Annotated in this window: 15 protein-coding genes; 10 read left to right on the top strand and 5 right to left on the bottom strand. The window is 55.9% G+C overall.

Going from position 1 to position 16,624, the window contains the following annotated elements:
• Window positions 1-7 precede the first annotated feature (7 nt).
• Both ACR0K5_RS18910 and ACR0K5_RS18905 read right to left on the bottom strand, forming a co-directional pair.
• Entirely contained in the window at window positions 8-1,066 is a 1,059-nt protein-coding gene (locus ACR0K5_RS18910; protein WP_480631200.1) for an ABC transporter ATP-binding protein, read from the bottom strand.
• Window positions 1,063-1,869 (bottom strand): IclR family transcriptional regulator, encoded by an 807-nt coding sequence (locus ACR0K5_RS18905; protein WP_480631199.1) that lies wholly within the window; start codon window positions 1,867-1,869, stop codon window positions 1,063-1,065. The genes ACR0K5_RS18910 and ACR0K5_RS18905 overlap by 4 nt, the downstream gene beginning before the upstream one ends.
• A gap of 141 nt (window positions 1,870-2,010) precedes the next feature.
• Between ACR0K5_RS18905 and ACR0K5_RS18900 the strand changes: the two genes are divergently transcribed.
• The 10 genes from ACR0K5_RS18900 (at window position 2,011) to ACR0K5_RS18855 (ending at window position 13,270) form a co-directional block, all read left to right on the top strand.
• Window positions 2,011-3,270, top strand: a complete 1,260-nt coding sequence (locus tag ACR0K5_RS18900; protein ID WP_480631198.1) for an ABC transporter substrate-binding protein — start codon at window positions 2,011-2,013, stop codon at window positions 3,268-3,270.
• A gap of 92 nt (window positions 3,271-3,362) precedes the next feature.
• Window positions 3,363-4,289 (top strand): carbohydrate ABC transporter permease, encoded by a 927-nt coding sequence (locus ACR0K5_RS18895; RefSeq protein ID WP_480631197.1) that lies wholly within the window; start codon window positions 3,363-3,365, stop codon window positions 4,287-4,289.
• A 1-nt stretch (window position 4,290) separates the two neighbouring features.
• Window positions 4,291-5,139: a carbohydrate ABC transporter permease gene (locus ACR0K5_RS18890; protein ID WP_299948950.1), complete on the top strand. Its 849-nt coding sequence runs from the start codon at window positions 4,291-4,293 to the stop codon at window positions 5,137-5,139.
• Window positions 5,136-6,476, top strand: coding sequence for an alpha-galactosidase (melA, locus tag ACR0K5_RS18885; protein ID WP_480631196.1), 1,341 nt, complete (start codon window positions 5,136-5,138; stop codon window positions 6,474-6,476). Before ACR0K5_RS18890 ends, melA begins: the two co-directional genes overlap by 4 nt.
• A 56-nt stretch (window positions 6,477-6,532) precedes the next feature.
• A complete protein-coding gene (locus ACR0K5_RS18880; protein WP_480631195.1) occupies window positions 6,533-8,239 on the top strand; it encodes an IlvD/Edd family dehydratase in 1,707 nt (568 codons plus the stop codon).
• A complete protein-coding gene (locus ACR0K5_RS18875) occupies window positions 8,239-9,003 on the top strand; it encodes an SDR family NAD(P)-dependent oxidoreductase (protein ID WP_480631194.1) in 765 nt (254 codons plus the stop codon). Before ACR0K5_RS18880 ends, ACR0K5_RS18875 begins: the two co-directional genes overlap by 1 nt.
• 4 nt (window positions 9,004-9,007) lie before the next feature.
• Window positions 9,008-9,901, top strand: a complete 894-nt coding sequence (locus ACR0K5_RS18870; RefSeq protein ID WP_480631193.1) for a 2-dehydro-3-deoxygalactonokinase — start codon at window positions 9,008-9,010, stop codon at window positions 9,899-9,901.
• Window positions 9,898-10,503: a 2-dehydro-3-deoxy-6-phosphogalactonate aldolase gene (locus ACR0K5_RS18865; RefSeq protein WP_480631192.1), complete on the top strand. Its 606-nt coding sequence runs from the start codon at window positions 9,898-9,900 to the stop codon at window positions 10,501-10,503. The genes ACR0K5_RS18870 and ACR0K5_RS18865 overlap by 4 nt, the downstream gene beginning before the upstream one ends.
• Window positions 10,500-11,360, top strand: coding sequence for an SMP-30/gluconolactonase/LRE family protein (locus ACR0K5_RS18860; RefSeq protein WP_480631191.1), 861 nt, complete (start codon window positions 10,500-10,502; stop codon window positions 11,358-11,360). Before ACR0K5_RS18865 ends, ACR0K5_RS18860 begins: the two co-directional genes overlap by 4 nt.
• Window positions 11,357-13,270 carry a beta-galactosidase gene (locus ACR0K5_RS18855; protein WP_480631190.1) on the top strand — a complete coding sequence of 638 codons (1,914 nt, stop codon included), beginning with the start codon at window positions 11,357-11,359 and terminating at the stop codon, window positions 13,268-13,270. Before ACR0K5_RS18860 ends, ACR0K5_RS18855 begins: the two co-directional genes overlap by 4 nt.
• Before the next feature lie 43 nt (window positions 13,271-13,313).
• Here ACR0K5_RS18855 and ACR0K5_RS18850 read toward each other — a convergent pair whose 3' ends face one another.
• From ACR0K5_RS18850 to ACR0K5_RS18840, 3 genes are read right to left on the bottom strand one after another with little or no spacing between them, the layout of a single operon-like run.
• Window positions 13,314-14,582, bottom strand: coding sequence for an ABC transporter permease (locus ACR0K5_RS18850; RefSeq protein WP_480631189.1), 1,269 nt, complete (start codon window positions 14,580-14,582; stop codon window positions 13,314-13,316).
• Window positions 14,579-15,499 carry an ABC transporter permease gene (locus ACR0K5_RS18845; RefSeq protein ID WP_480631188.1) on the bottom strand — a complete coding sequence of 307 codons (921 nt, stop codon included), beginning with the start codon at window positions 15,497-15,499 and terminating at the stop codon, window positions 14,579-14,581. Before ACR0K5_RS18845 ends, ACR0K5_RS18850 begins: the two co-directional genes overlap by 4 nt.
• 12 nt (window positions 15,500-15,511) lie before the next feature.
• Complete coding sequence (locus ACR0K5_RS18840) at window positions 15,512-16,624, bottom strand: ABC transporter ATP-binding protein (protein WP_480631187.1); 1,113 nt, start codon at window positions 16,622-16,624, stop codon at window positions 15,512-15,514.

Here is a 16,624-nt window from a genome sequence, read left to right as displayed (position 1 = left end):
CCGAAACTTATCTAAACCTCTGCCCAGTCTCAGGATCAAACACCATGGCGCGTTCCGGCTGGATCGAAATACCGATCCGGTCGCCGATTGCACTGCGTTGGTCGTCCCGTTCTTCGACAATCAGTTTGTCGCTATTTGCCGCAAGCAAATAAGAATAGGAAACGCCTCCCAACGCTTCGGTCAGGTCAACGGTGCAGGTCTCGGCGGATCGGTCTATATGGATGTGTTCCGGGCGCATCCCCAAGGTCACTTTCGTCATTCCCGGGGGAACGGCCGCGGAAACCGGCAGGGGTTGACTCAGCGCCGGATGGGTGACGTGGCCGTCGGCAAAATTACACTCCAGAAAGTTCATCGCGGGCGAACCGATGAAGCCCGCGACAAAGCGGTTGTCAGGATCGCGATACAGATCCATTGGCGCCCCGACTTGTTCAATCCGGCCATCGCGCAACACGACAATCTTGTCGGCCATGGTCATAGCTTCGACCTGATCGTGGGTCACATAGATCATGGTTGCGCCGATTTCCTGATGCAGGCGCGCGATCTCGACCCGCATCTCCACGCGTAATTCAGCATCCAGGTTGGACAAGGGTTCGTCGAACAGAAAAACTTCCGGCCCGCGGACGATGGCCCGGCCTATTGCGACCCGTTGCCGCTGACCACCCGACAGGGCCTTGGGTTTGCGTTTGAGGTAGGGATCAAGTTTCAGGATGTTCGAAGCCTCCTGAACTTTCTGGTCAATCTCGGTTTTTGCGACACCGTTCATGCGCAGGCCAAATCCCATGTTTTCTGCCACCGACATATGCGGGTAAAGCGCGTAGGTCTGGAACACCATCGCCACGCCGCGCTTGGCCGGGTCCATATGCGTCACGTCGCGCGCGCCAATGTGAATTTCGCCTTCCGAGGTTTCTTCAAGCCCTGCAATCATCCGCAACAAGGTGGATTTTCCGCACCCTGAAGGGCCAACAAAAACGCAGAATTCGCCGTCCTCGATCTGCAGGTCGATCCCGTGAATGACCTGAGTCTGACCGTACCGTTTGATTGCCTGATTCAGAGTTACACCTGTCATGTCACTTGCATCCTGTCGTTTTTGGGACTTGGGCGCGTTTCGGGAAACCGCCAAGCTTGTGCCTCGGTTCCGATTTGTTCGGCCACACGCCGTACACGAGGCACCCAGGCTTCGAGTTGATTGAAATCCATACGTTCGGTGGATCCGGTTATCGAAATGGCGCCCAGCATCCGGCCGTTCGACGTAAGAACCGGGCAGGCGATACAAATGATGCCCGGCTCATGCTCTTCATCATCGATAGCAAATCCCCGGCTGCGAATCCGGTCGAGATCAGCGCGCAGTGACTGCTCTGATGTCAAAGTTTTGTCGGTAAAGCGGTGATAGCTTTGCTGGGAAATCGCCCTGTCCAACGCATCGTCATCCAAAAAAGCCAGCATCGCCTTGCCGACCCCCGTGCAATAAGCTGGGCCTACTTTGCCTGCCTGTGAGTACATTTCGATTGGCTGCGCTGCGTTACGTTTGTCGACGTAAAGGACTTGGCTTGAATCGAGTTGCGCCAGATGCACGGTCTCTCCGGTTTCTCGGCTTAGAGCGTCCAAAAACGGGCGTGCAATCGGTGCCAATGAGCTTTGTGTCCACGCTGCATGGGCCAACCGTACCAGTCGCATCCCTGGCGCATATGTCTGCCTGTCGCGGTCATAGGACAGCATTCCCTGATTGGTCAGGGATTGCAGGAATCGGTACAAGGTGGCCTTTGGAAATTCGCTGCTTTCCAAAAGTTCAGCGAATCGAACGGGGCGTCCAAACGACGCCACTTGATCCAGCACATCACATGCTTTGCCTATAGTTCCGTCACCTGACACGAGTCTCAGCTCTCCTCCATTTATCCATCGCCGTCTTAACGAGGGTCTTGACAACACTAACCGAGTCGATGTGTAGTTTTCAATATATAAAACACGGTTTCAATATTTGGAACCTCACATGGGAGCAACAGGGAGGAAACCATGTATTCAACTTTCAAGCGCACGACCGCTGCGCTGGCGCTTGGCGCCGCGATGGCGGTGCCGGCAGCTGCTGAGCTCACCGGAGAGCTGAGGATTTTTCTGGACACATCAAATCCGGCGCCGCGCGCGACAATGGAGGCGATGATCGAGCGTTTTGGGGCGCAACATCCGGGGTTGGAGATCGAAACCACCGTCATCGACCGCGAAGCCTATAAAACGCAGATCCGCAATTTCCTGACTGCCGACACCCCGGACGTGGCCACATGGTACGCGGCCAACCGCATGAAGCCTTATGTCGAGGCCGGTTTGTTCGAGGATGTGTCGGACTTGTGGGCGGAGCCTGAAATTGCCGACAATCTGGCGTCGACCAAAGGCGCGATGACCATCGACGGCAAGCAATGGGGCGTGCCTTATACCTACTATCAGTGGGGTGTTTACTACCGCAAAGACATCTTCGACGAGCTGGGCCTGAGCGAACCCACCACTTGGGAAGAAGAGTTGGCCAACTGTCAGAAGATCGTCGACTCTGGACGTGCTTGCTACACCATTGGCACCAAGTTCCTTTGGACAGCAGGTGGGTGGTTCGATTACCTGAACATGCGCACCAACGGCTTCGATTTCCACAACCAATTGGCCAACGGCGAAATCAGCTGGGAAGATGACCGGGTCAAACAGACCCTTGCCAACTGGAAACAGTTGATCGACATGGGTGCGTTCATCGACAATCACCAGACCTATAGCTGGCAAGAGGCCCTGCCTTTCATGGTCAATGGCGAGGCGGCGGCCTACCTGATGGGTAACTTCGCTGTGGCTCCGCTGCGTGATGCAGGCCTGACTGACGACCAACTGGATTTTTATCAGTTCGTCGCAATCAACCCTGATGTTGAACTGGCCGAAGATGCGCCGACCGACACGTTCCACATACCGGCCAACGCATCCAACAAAGAAGCAGCACGCGAGTTTCTGCGCTTCGTTGTTTCGGCGGATGAGCAAACCGAGATCAACAATGGCGCGAACCTTGGTCAATTGCCGGTGAACGCTCAATCCGCCGTGGATGAGGACAAGTTCCTGCAACAGGGCTTTGAAATGCTTTCGTCAAACAGCCCAGGTGGTGTTGCCCAGTTCTGGGATCGCGACGCACCTGCGGAAATGGCTAAAGTGTCCATGGAAGGTTTCCAGGAGTTCATGGTCAAACCTGACAATGCGGATCGCATTTTGGCCAAACTGGAGCGTGCGCGCGGGCGCATATACGATAACTGATCAGGTATGGGCCGGGCTAAAACCCGGCCCGAGTTCCCCTAATACGTAGGGTGGGTTTCAGCCAGCCTTACTTCAACAGACCCGAGTTTCCCATGACAGCAGCAGCCGACGCCCCAGAACAGGAAAGCTGGTTCCATCGCAACCAACAGCGCATCGCGCCATGGCTGTTTTTGGCCCCTGGGCTGCTGTTCTTCATGGTCTATGTGATTATTCCGGTATTCCAGTCCTTCAACCTGTCACTGTATGAGTGGGATGGCTTAGGTGCTGCGGAATATGTTGGCTTTCGCAACTACGAGGATCTGTATTGGGAATGGGTGGACCGGGATGCTTTCTACATCTCGATGAAAAATAACCTGATCTGGCTGGTCCTTTACCTGGCCGCAATTCCTGCAGGTTTGTTCATCGCTTTATTTCTGAACCAGACGGTCTGGGGCATCCGCCTATATAAGTCCCTGTTTTTCTTCCCCTTCGTTATTTCTCAGGTCGTGGTAGGGCTCGTGTTTACATGGTTCTACGATCCGACCTTCGGGTTGCTGAACGAATTCCTCGGTTTCTTCGGCCTCGGCCCGCTAAACGTATTAGGCGATGAGCGTTTCGTCACCTACGGTATCATCTTCGCAGGCCTCTGGCCGCAAACCGCTTATTGCATGATCCTATACCTCACTGGCCTGAACGCAGTGGACCCGGAACAGATCGAGGCCGGGCGCTTGGACGGTGCAAAAGGCTGGCGGATGCTATGGCACATCATCCTGCCGCAACTGCGCCCTGCTACCTTCATCGCTTTCGTTGTCACCATCATCGGAGCGTTGCGCAGTTTTGATCTGATCTCGATCATGACCCAAGGCGGACCCTTCGGATCATCCCGCGTGCTGGCCTATTACATGTTCGAGGTCGCCCTGTCTGAATACGGCTTCCGTATGGGTTATGGCGCAGCCATCGCCGTGATCCTTTTCCTGATCATGCTCTGCTTTATCGCCTATTTCCTATGGTCGATGTATCGTGAAGAGAAGGGGCACTGAGATGTTTCCCAAACCTATCGAAAAACAACCCCGCGCGGCGCAGATCACATATCAGGCCATGCTTCCATTGGCTCTTCTGTTGTGGCTGGGTCCCCTACTGGCGGTTGCGCTATTCTCAGTCAAACCAGCCGCCGACTTCACCAATGCCAATTACTGGGGAATGCCGTCCAGCTTTGAGGGCGCGTTCAACTATGGACAAGTCTTCTTTAATTCGGACATGCCGCGATATCTGTTGAATTCATTCCTGATCACCGTTCCTACGGTAATCGGAGCGGTGGCGCTCAGTTGCATGACCGGCTTTGCGCTTGGCATTTACAAGTTCAAGTCAAACCTCTGGATTTTCTTCATGTTCGTAGCCGGTAACTTCGTACCCTTCCAGATCCTGATGGTGCCGGTGCGCGACCTGACCCTGCAACTTGGCCTCTACAACACCAAGACCGGGCTGGTCCTGTTCCACATCGCGTTCCAGACCGGGTTCTGCACCCTGTTCATGCGCAACTTCATTCGCGCCCTGCCCTTTGAGCTGATCGAGGCCGCACGGGTCGAAGGTATCAGCGAATGGCGCATTTTCTGGTACGTGGTCCTGCCGCTTATGAAACCCGCGATTGCGGCGCTCAGCGTGCTGATCTTCACTTTCATCTGGAACGATTATTTCTGGGCCGTCGTTCTGACACAAGGTGCAGAAAGCCAGCCTGTCACCGCAGGCATCACCAGTTTCAATGCGCAATTCCGCGCGGCCTATCAATTGATGAGCGCAGGGTCCATCGTTGCCGCACTGCCACCGGTAGCCATGTTCTTCCTGATGCAGAAACACTTCATTGCGGGTTTGACCCTCGGAGCTGTCAAATGACCAAAATTGCCTTCATCGGTGCCGGGTCCACAATCTTTATGCAGAACATCGTAGGGGATGCTCTGTTGACCCCTGCGCTTGCCGATAGTCACTTTGCGCTTATGGATATCGATCCGGAACGCTTGGCAGAAAGTGAGTCAGTTGCCCGCTCCATGATCCGCTCGGTCGGGTCAGGAGCGACAGTGACCACCCATACTGATCGCCGGTCAGCGCTGGATGGGGCGGATTTCGTCATCACCGCCTTTCAGATTGGTGGATACAAGCCCTGCACAGTCACCGATTTCGAAATCCCCAAGCAGTATGGTTTGCGTCAGACTATCGCTGATACGCTAGGCGTTGGCGGGATCATGCGTGGCCTGCGCACGGTTCCGGTGCTGTGGGATGTCGCACGGGACATGATGCAGCTCTGCCCGAGTGCGACGCTGCTGCAATATGTAAATCCGATGGCCATCAATACCTGGGCGCTGGCTGAACGCTTCCCGACCCTGAAACATGTGGGCCTTTGCCACTCGGTTCAAAACACCGTCGAAGAATTGGCCCATGATCTGGATCTGCCCAAAGGTGAATTCCGATATAAAGTCGCAGGCGTCAATCACGTGGCCTTCTTTCTGAAACTGGAACATGAGGGCCGTGACCTTTATCCTGCCTTGCAGCAGGGCTATGCCAGCGGACGCTTGCCCAAGCCGCCGCTTCTGATGCCACGTTGCCCCAACAAGGTTCGCTACGAAGTGATGAACCACCTCGGTTATTTCTGCACCGAAAGCTCGGAACATCTGGCGGAATACGTCCCATGGTTCATTAAGGACGGACGCACGGACTTGATCGAGGAGTTCTCGATCCCGCTGGACGAATACCCCACCCGATGCGTCGAGCAGGTCGAGACGTGGAAAGAACAGGCCAAGACCCTGACCGACGGGCGCAATATCGATGTCACGCGCAGCCACGAATTTGCCGCCGACCTGATGAACGCGATCGTCACGAATACGCCTTACACGGCTTATGGCAACCTGCCCAATTCTGGGCAGATTCCGCAACTGCCGACGGGAGCGGCGGTGGAAACCCTCTGTCTTGTGGATAGCAACGGTGTGCAGCCATCGGTTGTCACCGACATTCCGCCGCAGTTGATTGCCCTGATGCGTACGCAGATCAATGTGCAGGAACTGACAGTTCGGGCACTGACCGAACAAAACCCAGAATACGTCTATCATGCCGCCATGATGGACCCGCACACCGCCGCCGAACTGGACCTGCGGCAAATCCGCAATCTTGTCACGGATCTGCTAACGGCCCATGCCGATTGGCTACCTGATTGGTGCCGCCCCGCCCGTGCAGCCTGAACTTCATCTTTTTTGAAAAGCCTGCATCAACCTAAGCCACGAAAAGCAAAGCCAAAATGAAAAAACGTCGCTCTCAGCATTGGTACGGAAAACTCGACAAGGATGGCTTCATCCACCGCTCGTGGATGAAAAACCAGGGCTTTCCCGATCACGCTTTTGACGGGCGACCCATTATTGGCATCTGCAACACCTGGTCGGAACTGACCCCCTGCAACTCGGGCCTTCGCGATCTGGCCGAAGGCGTAAAGCGCGGAGTGTGGGAGGCCGGGGGATTCCCGGTGGAATTCCCGGTCATGTCGCTGGGCGAAACCCAGATGAAACCCACCGCGATGCTGTTCCGCAATCTATTGGCCATGGATGTCGAAGAATCGATCCGTGCCTATGGCATTGATGGTGTTGTGCTGCTGGGTGGTTGCGACAAGACCACACCGGGGCAACTGATGGGCGCGGCCTCAGTCGATCTGCCTTCAATCGTTGTCAGCTCCGGTCCGATGTTGAATGGCAAATATCGCGGACAGGATATCGGTTCCGGCACCGATGTCTGGAAGTTCTCTGAGGCGGTTCGGGCCGGAGAAATGACCCTGCAGGACTTCATGAATGCCGAATCTGGCATGTCGCGCAGTGCGGGTGTCTGTATGACCATGGGCACCGCCAGTACGATGGCGTCATTGGTCGAAGCGATGGGTATGTCACTGCCCACCAACGCCGCCCTGCCCGCTGTCGACGCCCGCCGCATGGCGCTGGCGCATCTGACTGGCAAGCGTATTGTCGAGATGGTGGATGAAGACCTCAAACCATCGGATATCCTGACCAAGGAAGCCTTCGAGAACGCCATCCTTGCCAATGCCGCCGTTGGTGGATCGACCAACGCGGTGGTGCATCTGCTGGCGCTGGCCGGTCGCGTTGGCGTGGATTTGACCTTGAAGGATTTCGAAATCGGGTCCGAAATTCCACTTCTGGTCAACTGCATGCCATCCGGCAAATACCTGATGGAGGATTTCTGCTATGCAGGCGGTGTGCCCGTTGTGCTGAATGAACTCATATCTTTCTTACGTCCGGCAAAAACGGTACTGAACAGGGACATCTCGGCCCACTCCGAAGGCGCTGAGTGTTTCAATACGGATGTCATCCGCCCCTTTAATGACCCGGTGAAACCCGCTGCGGGTTTGCGCGTGCTGCGTGGCAACCTCGCGCCTGACGGGGCCATCGTGAAGCCTTCGGCAGCGACAGATGCATTGCTGGAAACCGAAGCAGAGGCCTATGTTTTCGAGAATATCGAAGACTTGAAAGCCAATATCGACCGTGAAGACCTGCCGGTCACGCCCGAGAGCATTCTGGTGCTCAAAGGCTGTGGCCCCAAAGGCTATCCCGGCATGCCCGAGGTCGGCAATATGCCAATTCCGGCCAAATTGGTGAAAGAGGGCGTGCGTGACATGATCCGTATCTCGGACGCGCGCATGTCGGGAACAGCATATGGCACCGTCATACTGCATGTCAGCCCCGAGGCGCAGGCGGGCGGCACGCTGGCATTGGTCAAAACCGGCGACCGTATCCGTATTTCGGCCAGCAAGGGCGAGATGGAACTGCTGGTCGATGAAAAGGAACTGGACGCCCGCCGCGCCACGTGGCAACCGGACGATCCGCATTATACCCGCGGATACGCGAAACTTTACATCGACCACGTGTTGCAAGCAGATCAGGGTGCGGATCTCGATTTCCTTGTTGGCAAAGACACACGCCTTGTGACCAGAGAGAGCCACTGATGACCCAACCAGCAACATTCCACGATCTGAACGGGGCATCCGTCTATATCACCGGCGGCGGTTCGGGCGTTGGCGCAGCGCTGACGGATGGCTTCATGACTCAGGGGGCTAGCGTGGCCTTCATCGGACGCTCGGACGCCAGCGGGTTTGTCGAAGAGATGCGCGAAAAGCACGGTCGCGCGCCGCTGTTCATGCAAGGCGACATGACGAACACGGAACTGCTGCACGCGACAATGGCCAAGGCCGCCGAGGCTCATGGCGCGCTGAACGTGTTGGTCAATAACGCGGCCAATGACCAACGACATACGCTTGAGGAAACCACGACCGAGTTCTGGGACTGGATGATTGAAGTAAATCTGAAAGCCTACTACTTCGCGTGTCAGGAAGCGGCCCGACAAATGAAAGACGGTGGAGCAATCATAAATTTCAGCTCGATCAGTTATATGATGGGCAACGCAGGTTATCCAATTTACACGACGTCGAATGCCGGGATTACAGGGATGACACGTTCACTGGCCCGCGAACTGGGGCCAAGGAATATCCGTGTAAATGCGCTGGCTCCCGGTTGGGTATTGACGCAAAAACAGCTGGATATGTGGGCCACGCCCGAGGATTTGGCGGCGCATCTGGACCGGCAATGTCTGAAAGAACACCTGAAGCCCGAGGATATGATAGCACCAACACTATTTCTGGCATCCAAAGCCAGCCATGCAATGACCGGGCAATGTATGGCTGTCGATGGCGGCGTTGTGGTTTCAGGGTGACGTTATGAATACAGACTGGATCGCCGTCGACTGGGGAACGTCTCATTTGCGGGTCTGGGCCATGCAAGGGGCCAATGTGCTGGACCATGCTCAATCTGACAAAGGTATGGCTCGTGTCGGAACTGGCGGCTTTCAAGCGGCTTTATTGGAATTGATCGAAGACTGGTTGACCGGTGCGCCGGTGGACGTGATCGCTTGCGGAATGGTCGGTGCGAGGCAAGGCTGGGTAGAAGCACCCTATTCGACCGTCCCGTCTGAACCTTTGCCGGATACACCGATCCGTGTTCCCGGCTCTGACTCGCGTATCCGGGCCTTTGTCGTACCCGGTCTGAAACAGACGACCCCACCGGATGTGATGCGGGGTGAAGAAACGCAAATCGCTGGATTTCTGGGAGCGCGTCAGAACTGGGACGGTGTCATCTGTCTGCCCGGAACCCATACAAAATGGGTACAGGTGAGCGCCGGAGAAGTTGTAAGCTTTCGTACTTTCATGACAGGAGAGTTGTTCGATCTGCTATGCGGACAGTCAGTGCTTCGACACTCTGTAGGTCAGGGCTGGGATGACAACGCCTTCGCTGACGCGGTTGCGGATACGTTGTCCAAACCCGAGCAGCTGGCTGCTCGCCTCTTTGGCCTGCGGGCGGCGGATTTGCTGCAAGGAGTGGGTAAAGCCACTGCACGATCGCAGCTTTCAGGGTTGTTGATCGGGGCAGAGCTGGCCGCGACTCGGCCGTACTGGCTGGGGCAACAACTGGCCATCATTGGAGCGGAAGGCGTGTCTCAGACATATGCAACAGCACTGCGACAGCAAGGCGCATTCGTAGAAACTGCAAACGCCACCGAAGCCACGTTGGCCGGGCTGGCGCTGGCACGAAACATGACAAGGCAAACCGCATGAGCCGTCCGATCATCGCCATTTTGCGTGGGTTGAAACCGCAGGAAGCTGAAACCGTTGGTGGTGCCATCATTGATGCTGGCATCGACCGGATCGAAGTGCCGCTCAATTCACCGGACCCGCTCGACAGTATCGGTACGTTGGCTGAGGCTTTTGGAAGCCAGGCTCTGATCGGTGCAGGCACTGTTTTGACGGTCGATCAGGTGGACGCTGTGTCGTCTGCCGGAGGCAAACTGGTGGTATCACCCAACTATGATACAGAGGTCATCGAACGTTCGGTCGCTTTGGGTATGCAAAGCTGGCCAGGTGTTTACACCCCAACCGAAGCCTTTGCCGCCCTCAAGGCAGGAGCAACCGGGTTGAAACTGTTTCCGGGCATAATGGCCGGTCCGGCAGGTTTGGCTGCGTTGCGTCCGGTTCTGCCTAAAGGCACGCTTGTCTTTGCCGTCGGTGGCGCCGGGCCTGAAAACTTCGGTCAATGGATCAGTGCCGGTGCGGACGGCTTTGGGATCGGATCCGCCCTCTACAAGCCTGGCATGGAAGTCGCCGAAATCGCTGATCGCGCCCGACAAATCGTAGCGGCCTATGACGAGGCTGCCGGATGAGTATCATCTTTGACGACCGTCCCTGCGCGTTGGGCGAAGGCCCGCTGTGGCATCCGCAGCGGCAACAGCTTTTCTGGTTTGATATCATAGGCAAACGCCTGATGACCCGCGACGGAGACGAGCCAAAAAGCTGGACCTTCGATGAGCATGTCTCGGCCGCAGGTTGGGTGGATCGCGACACGCTGTTGATGGCTTCGGAAACGGGTCTTTGGCGTTTTGATTTGCTGTCTGGAAAGCGCAACCTGATAGCGCCTCTGGAAGCGGACAACCCTGTCACCCGTTCAAATGATGGTCGGGCCGATCCGTGGGGCGGGTTTTGGATCGGAACAATGGGTAAACAGGCTGAACCCGGAGCCGGATCAATCTATCGCTTCTGGAAAGGGGAGTTGAGACGATTGGTTTCAGATGTGACAATCTCGAACGCGATCTGTTTTGCACCTGATCGTTCGGTTGCCTATTACTGCGACACAGTAACCGGGCAAGTCAGGCATTGGCACCTGAACCCAGAATCCGGATGGCCGGAAGGGGACAGCGCAGTTTTTCTGGATTTGCGTGAGGAAGGCCTGAACCCGGATGGTGCGGTCGTTGATGCCGAAGGAGATATCTGGATCGCTCAATGGGGCGCTAACCGGGTCGCGGCATATGCTGGTGACGGACGGTTTCTCAGAGCTGTTGGTTTTGATGCATCACATACGTCATGCCCCGCTTTCGGTGGTGAGGATCTGAACACGCTTTTCTGCACCACCGCCCGTCAAGGGTTGAGCGCGGAAGCCATTGAAACCCAACCGGCCAATGGCATGACATTTGCCGTGCGAAATGCAGGCCGGGGTCTGGCAGAACACAAGGTCATCTTATGAAGCCGGAACTTGGCGTTTGCTACTATCCGGAACACTGGCCAGAGGCGATGTGGGCTGAGGATGCAGCACGTATGGTCGAAACCGGCCTGACTTGGGTGCGCATCGGCGAATTCGCGTGGAGCCGTATTGAGCCCCAACCGGGGAACTTGCAACTCGAATGGCTCGATCGCGCGATTGAAACACTTGGGGCAGCTGGGTTGAAGGTTGTGCTTGGCACGCCAACAACAACGCCACCGCGCTGGATGTTGGATAGACACTCGGACATGTTGGCCGCAGATGAATGTGGGAACCCGCGTAAGTTTGGATCGCGGCGGCATTACTGCTTTAGCCATCAGGGCTATATCGACGAATGTACACGCATTGCCCGAATATTGGGTGAGCGGTACGGTCAAAACCCGCACGTGGTCGCTTGGCAAATTGACAACGAATATGGGTGTCACGACACTACTCTCAGCTACAGCACTGCCGCCCTTCGGGCTTTTCGTCACTGGCTGGCTGCTCGGTACGGGACTATTGATACGCTGAACGAGGCATGGGGCAATGTGTTCTGGTCGATGGAATATTCGAAATTCGACGAGATCGACCTGCCCAATCAAACCGTGACCGAGCCGAACCCGGCTCATGTATTGGCGTTCCGTCGCTTCAGTTCGGATCAGGTTGTGACGTTCAACAGGGCTCAGGTGGATACGCTGCGGCCATTGACCGATGCGCCGCTTTTACACAATTACATGGGCCGTATTCTGGACTTCGACCATTTCGAGGTTGGCGCGGATCTGGATATCGCAACATGGGACAGCTATCCGATCGGTTTTCTATCGGACCGTCTGGAAGATGATGAAACGCATAAGACCGCCTTTCTTCAGCAAGGCGATCCGGATTTGCAGGCGTTTCATCACGATCTGTACCGTGCCGTAGGGCGTGGCCGTTGGTGGGTGATGGAACAGCAACCCGGCCCGGTGAATTGGGCACCGTACAATCCTGCTCCTCTTCCGGGAATGGTACGCCTGTGGTCGCTTGAGGCCGTAGCCCACGGGGCGGAAGTAGTGAGTTATTTTCGATGGCGACAAGCCCCATTTGGGCAGGAACAGATGCATGCAGGCTTGTTGACGTCAAACAACCGACCTGCCCATGCCCTGAACGAGGCGCGTCAGACGGCCGATGAGTTGTCTACTTTGGGCGAGGTGCATCAGATCCAGTCCAAAGTTGCCATACTGTTCGACTATCCCTCGGACTGGGCGTGGCAAACGCAACCGCAAGGTGCCGGATTCGATTATTTCCGATTGGTCTTTTCGGCGTATCGGGCACTGCGGCGGGCAGGACTGTCTGTCGACTTCGTTCAGGCAAGTGACATTGCGGGGCAATATGCACTGATCCTGGCGCCGGGGGTGGCATCGGTTGACACCGATCTGGAACGCCGTTTGTCGGCGGCTTGTAAACTGGCAGTTCTTGGACCGCGAAGTGGTGCGATCACGGATAACTTCCAATTTCCCGAAATTGGTCGCCCCGGCCTGGAACGCCTGTCCTGCGATGTTGATTTGGTCGAAACACTTCCCCCGACAGTCCAGCGTGCTGTCCACGGTGGGGGTGCTGCGCAGCATTGGGTCGAACGGCTTTCAGGCAACGCTGAAGACCTGCTGAATTTTGAGGATGGAACACCCGCGCTCAAGGCGTGTGGCGGGTCGTGGTATCTGGCAGGATTTCCCGATGAAACCTTATGGGACCGCGTCATATCCATGGCGGCAAAAACGACGGGCCTGAACGTGCAGAATATGCCGGGCGGCCTGCGAATGCGTGAGACGGCCGATCATGTGTTCCTGATAAATTACAACGCCGAACCTGTGATCTGGAATGGACACAATATCCTTGGATGTGGTGTCAAGGTTCTGAAACGCGATACGCCCGGACAATAAGTAACGTCCGGGCGTATACCTAGGTTAAAGACCTGCGCAACTCTTAGTCGTTTTGCAGGCTGTTCGGGTCAAACACACCTCCGAAACCACCGTTGTTCGAAGGCGCGCTTTCTGTGTCGGACGCACCTTCATCCTCTTCGGTTTCACTGCCATCCAGCGAATTCGGCGCGAACACATTGCCAAAGCCGCTGTTATTTGACGGTTTCGGTGCAGATTGAGCGCCACCTTGCTCGGCTTCTTCCGCCTCACGTTGCTTGCGACGCTCTTCACGCTGCTTGCGTAACTCCTGAATGCGCTGTTCCGCTTCCAACTGCTTTTGTTCGCGGACGTCGGCAATACACTGCGCCGGATTGTAGGTTGCTGCGGTGCCGACAACTGTGATCGTTGCGATAGCGAATACAACTAACAAAACAGCGGCCATGTTACCGGCAAAGAAGCTGGGCAGTTTGATCTTGCCTGCCAGTTCCTCAACCGTCGCGTTCTTACGCGCGGCTGCCACCAGTTCCTGACGCTTCAGTTTGGCTTCGTTCAGCAGAGCGAAGAAAACCGTCAGCGCCACGATGATAAAGGCCAGCGCCGAGATCGCAGGTGTGATGCCATAACGGACCTTCTGGGCCAGTTCGATCGTCAGCGTTGGATATTCGCCAAAGGTGAAGGTGGTTGTATTGTAGTTTTCGAACGATGCGAGGAACGCCAATACCGCTGCCGATGCAATCGCCGGGCGCATGAACGGCAACAGGATCTTGCGGAAGGCCTGTGCGTGCGATGCCCCAAGGTCCAGGGCCGCTTCTGTCAGCGCCACGTCGTAGCGCTGCAAGCGCGCTACCAGCACCAGCATGCAGTAGCTGGCGATAAAGGTGGATTGACCAATCACCGTCAGGAAGATGCCATTCGACAGGAAGCTGTCCGCCCCAAGCCCAAGCATCCGATTGATCCGGTCCCAGAACACCAGTGTCGAGATACCCAAAACAACGCCGGGGATCAGGATCGGAGCAATGATGATCGTGTAGTACGTCGCCCGCAACTTTGGCCAGATCTGTGTCAGCATTAGCGCACCCGCCAGACCCATCGCCACAGACAGAACAACCGTCCCAATCCCGATGATCAGCGAGTTCTTGATACCATTCAGAATGCGTTGATCCTGAAACAGCTCACCAAACCACTGGAAGGTCAGACATTCCCATGGACTCATCCGGGGGAACCCAGACGAGTTGAACGCGGTGATCGACATGATCACAAGCGGTCCCAGCAGATACAGGAAGAAGATCGCCAGATAGACCCAGATGCTAATACGGAGGAAGGAGTTGTTCATTTCCCGATATCCCCCATGTTCACCTTGAACAGGCGCATCACTGCCAACACGAACAAGATACAGGTCACCAGCAGTACGATTGCGTACGCAGCCCCCTGCGGCCAGTCGTTATTGTCATTGAACTGCTGATAGATCAGTTGGGTGAACCACAGGCTGGACGGGCCGCCCAGAATCTGGGGCGCAGCCAGCGCACCGGCGGACAACATGAACACCATAGTACAGCCCGAGCTAATACCCGGCTTGGCATAGGGAATGACCACACGCCAATGAATCCGCCACCAAGGCGCACCAAGGTCGCGTGCAGCCTCTATCTGGTTTTTATCCAAACTTTCTATGACATTATACATCGGGAAGATCATCAGCAGGATATAGGCGTATCCCAGACCTGCATAGAGCGCGATGTCATTGCGGATGAAGTCGAACGGCGTATCCCAGATGCCCAGTCCCAAGAACAGCGTGTTCAGCACTCCTGTCTCACCGAAGATAATGCGCAACGCGAATGCACGCAGGATCTCGTTGATCCAGTAAGGGATGATCAGCATGATCGCGAAGATGCGAATGTGGCTGCCTTCGGATTGCCCCAGGTAATAGGCAATCGGATAACAGATGATCAGGTTGAAGATCGTCACACAAACCGCAGCCACAAGTGTTCGAAAGAACACCCTCAGGTCGACTGTGTTATAGTCCTGACTGCCGCCCTCCGGGCCGTAGATCAGATACTTGTAGTTCTCAAGCGTATAGACGTCCTTTGGCCCACCAATCTCAGGTGGGGGCAGGTTTGGACGGAATGAGAAATCCAGCATCGACAGCTGCGGCAGGATGATCAGGCCAATGGTCCAGAACAGAACCAGACCCAGGATCGCCAACCCCATGCCGGTGCCGTTGCGATTGAAGAAGTCTTTCAGAAACTGGGGCATGAGACTGTCCCCTTATTCCGCGGCCAGTTCACCGGCAGGAACGATGACGGCGTTGTGCGTCTCGTATTCCAGCGTGATGTTCTGTCCGGTGTGGTCCTCGAAAGATTGACCGTGGTTGGGGATCGAGACTTTGATCTCTTTTCCGCCTTCACCTTCAGTAAAGATGTTGAAGACGTTGCCTTCAAATTCCTCATGGTTGACCCGGGCGGTGACAAAATGATCGCCTGTTGCCCCATCCGGGGCAATTGCAAAGGCTTCAGGACGGATGAACATCATCGCGTCGTCACCTTCCTTCATCTTGCCCTGATTGACGGTCGAAATCCGCGCGACCAGGTCACCCGAGCGGTTGGTCGAGATCAGTGCTTCGTTGCCCATCACCTGTTTGATTTTACCGCGGAACACATTGTTTTCACCCACAAAAGAAGCCGCGAAAGCTGTGTTGGGGTCGTTATAGATTGTTTTCCCGTCGGCGATCTGGTCAATCACGCCCGCTCGCATAACGGCGATACTGTCTGACATGGTCAGGGCTTCGCCCTGGTCGTGTGTGATGTAGATGAAGGTAATGCCCACACGTTGCTGAATTTCACGCAGCTCGGTCCGCATGTGCTGGCGCAGCTTGAGGTCAAGTGCCGACAGGGGTTCATCCAGCAACAGCACATCCGGCTCGGCGCATAAAGCGCGGGCGATCGCCACACGCTGACGTTGACCGCCCGACAATTCGCTCGGCAGTTTATCCCCCTGCCCCGGCAGCGCGATCATGTCCAGAAGTTCATCGGCGCGTTTGCGGCGTTCGGCGCTGCTGGCACCTTTGATTTCCATCGAAAACGTGATGTTTTCCCAGACCTTCATCAAGGGGAACAGCGCGAGGTTCTGAAAGATCAGCGCCGTGGGCCGCTTGTTGGGTCCAATGCCCCGCATGTTGTTGCCGCCGATTAGAACGTTGCCTTCGCTGGGCTCAAGAAAGCCTGAAACAGCTCTTAATATTGTTGTTTTTCCACAACCCGAGGGCCCGAGGAACGAAAAGAAATCGCCCCCGTTGATGTTGACGTTTGCATCGCGCACGGCGACGAAGTCACCGAAACGGATCCACAGGTTTTCCAGATCGACTCCGACCCCTGCACTCAT

The sequence above is a fragment of the Ruegeria sp. AB9 genome (assembly GCF_056542585.1).
Note: the sequence above shows the minus strand (reverse complement) of the source record. Positions and strands in the feature narration are given on the sequence as shown.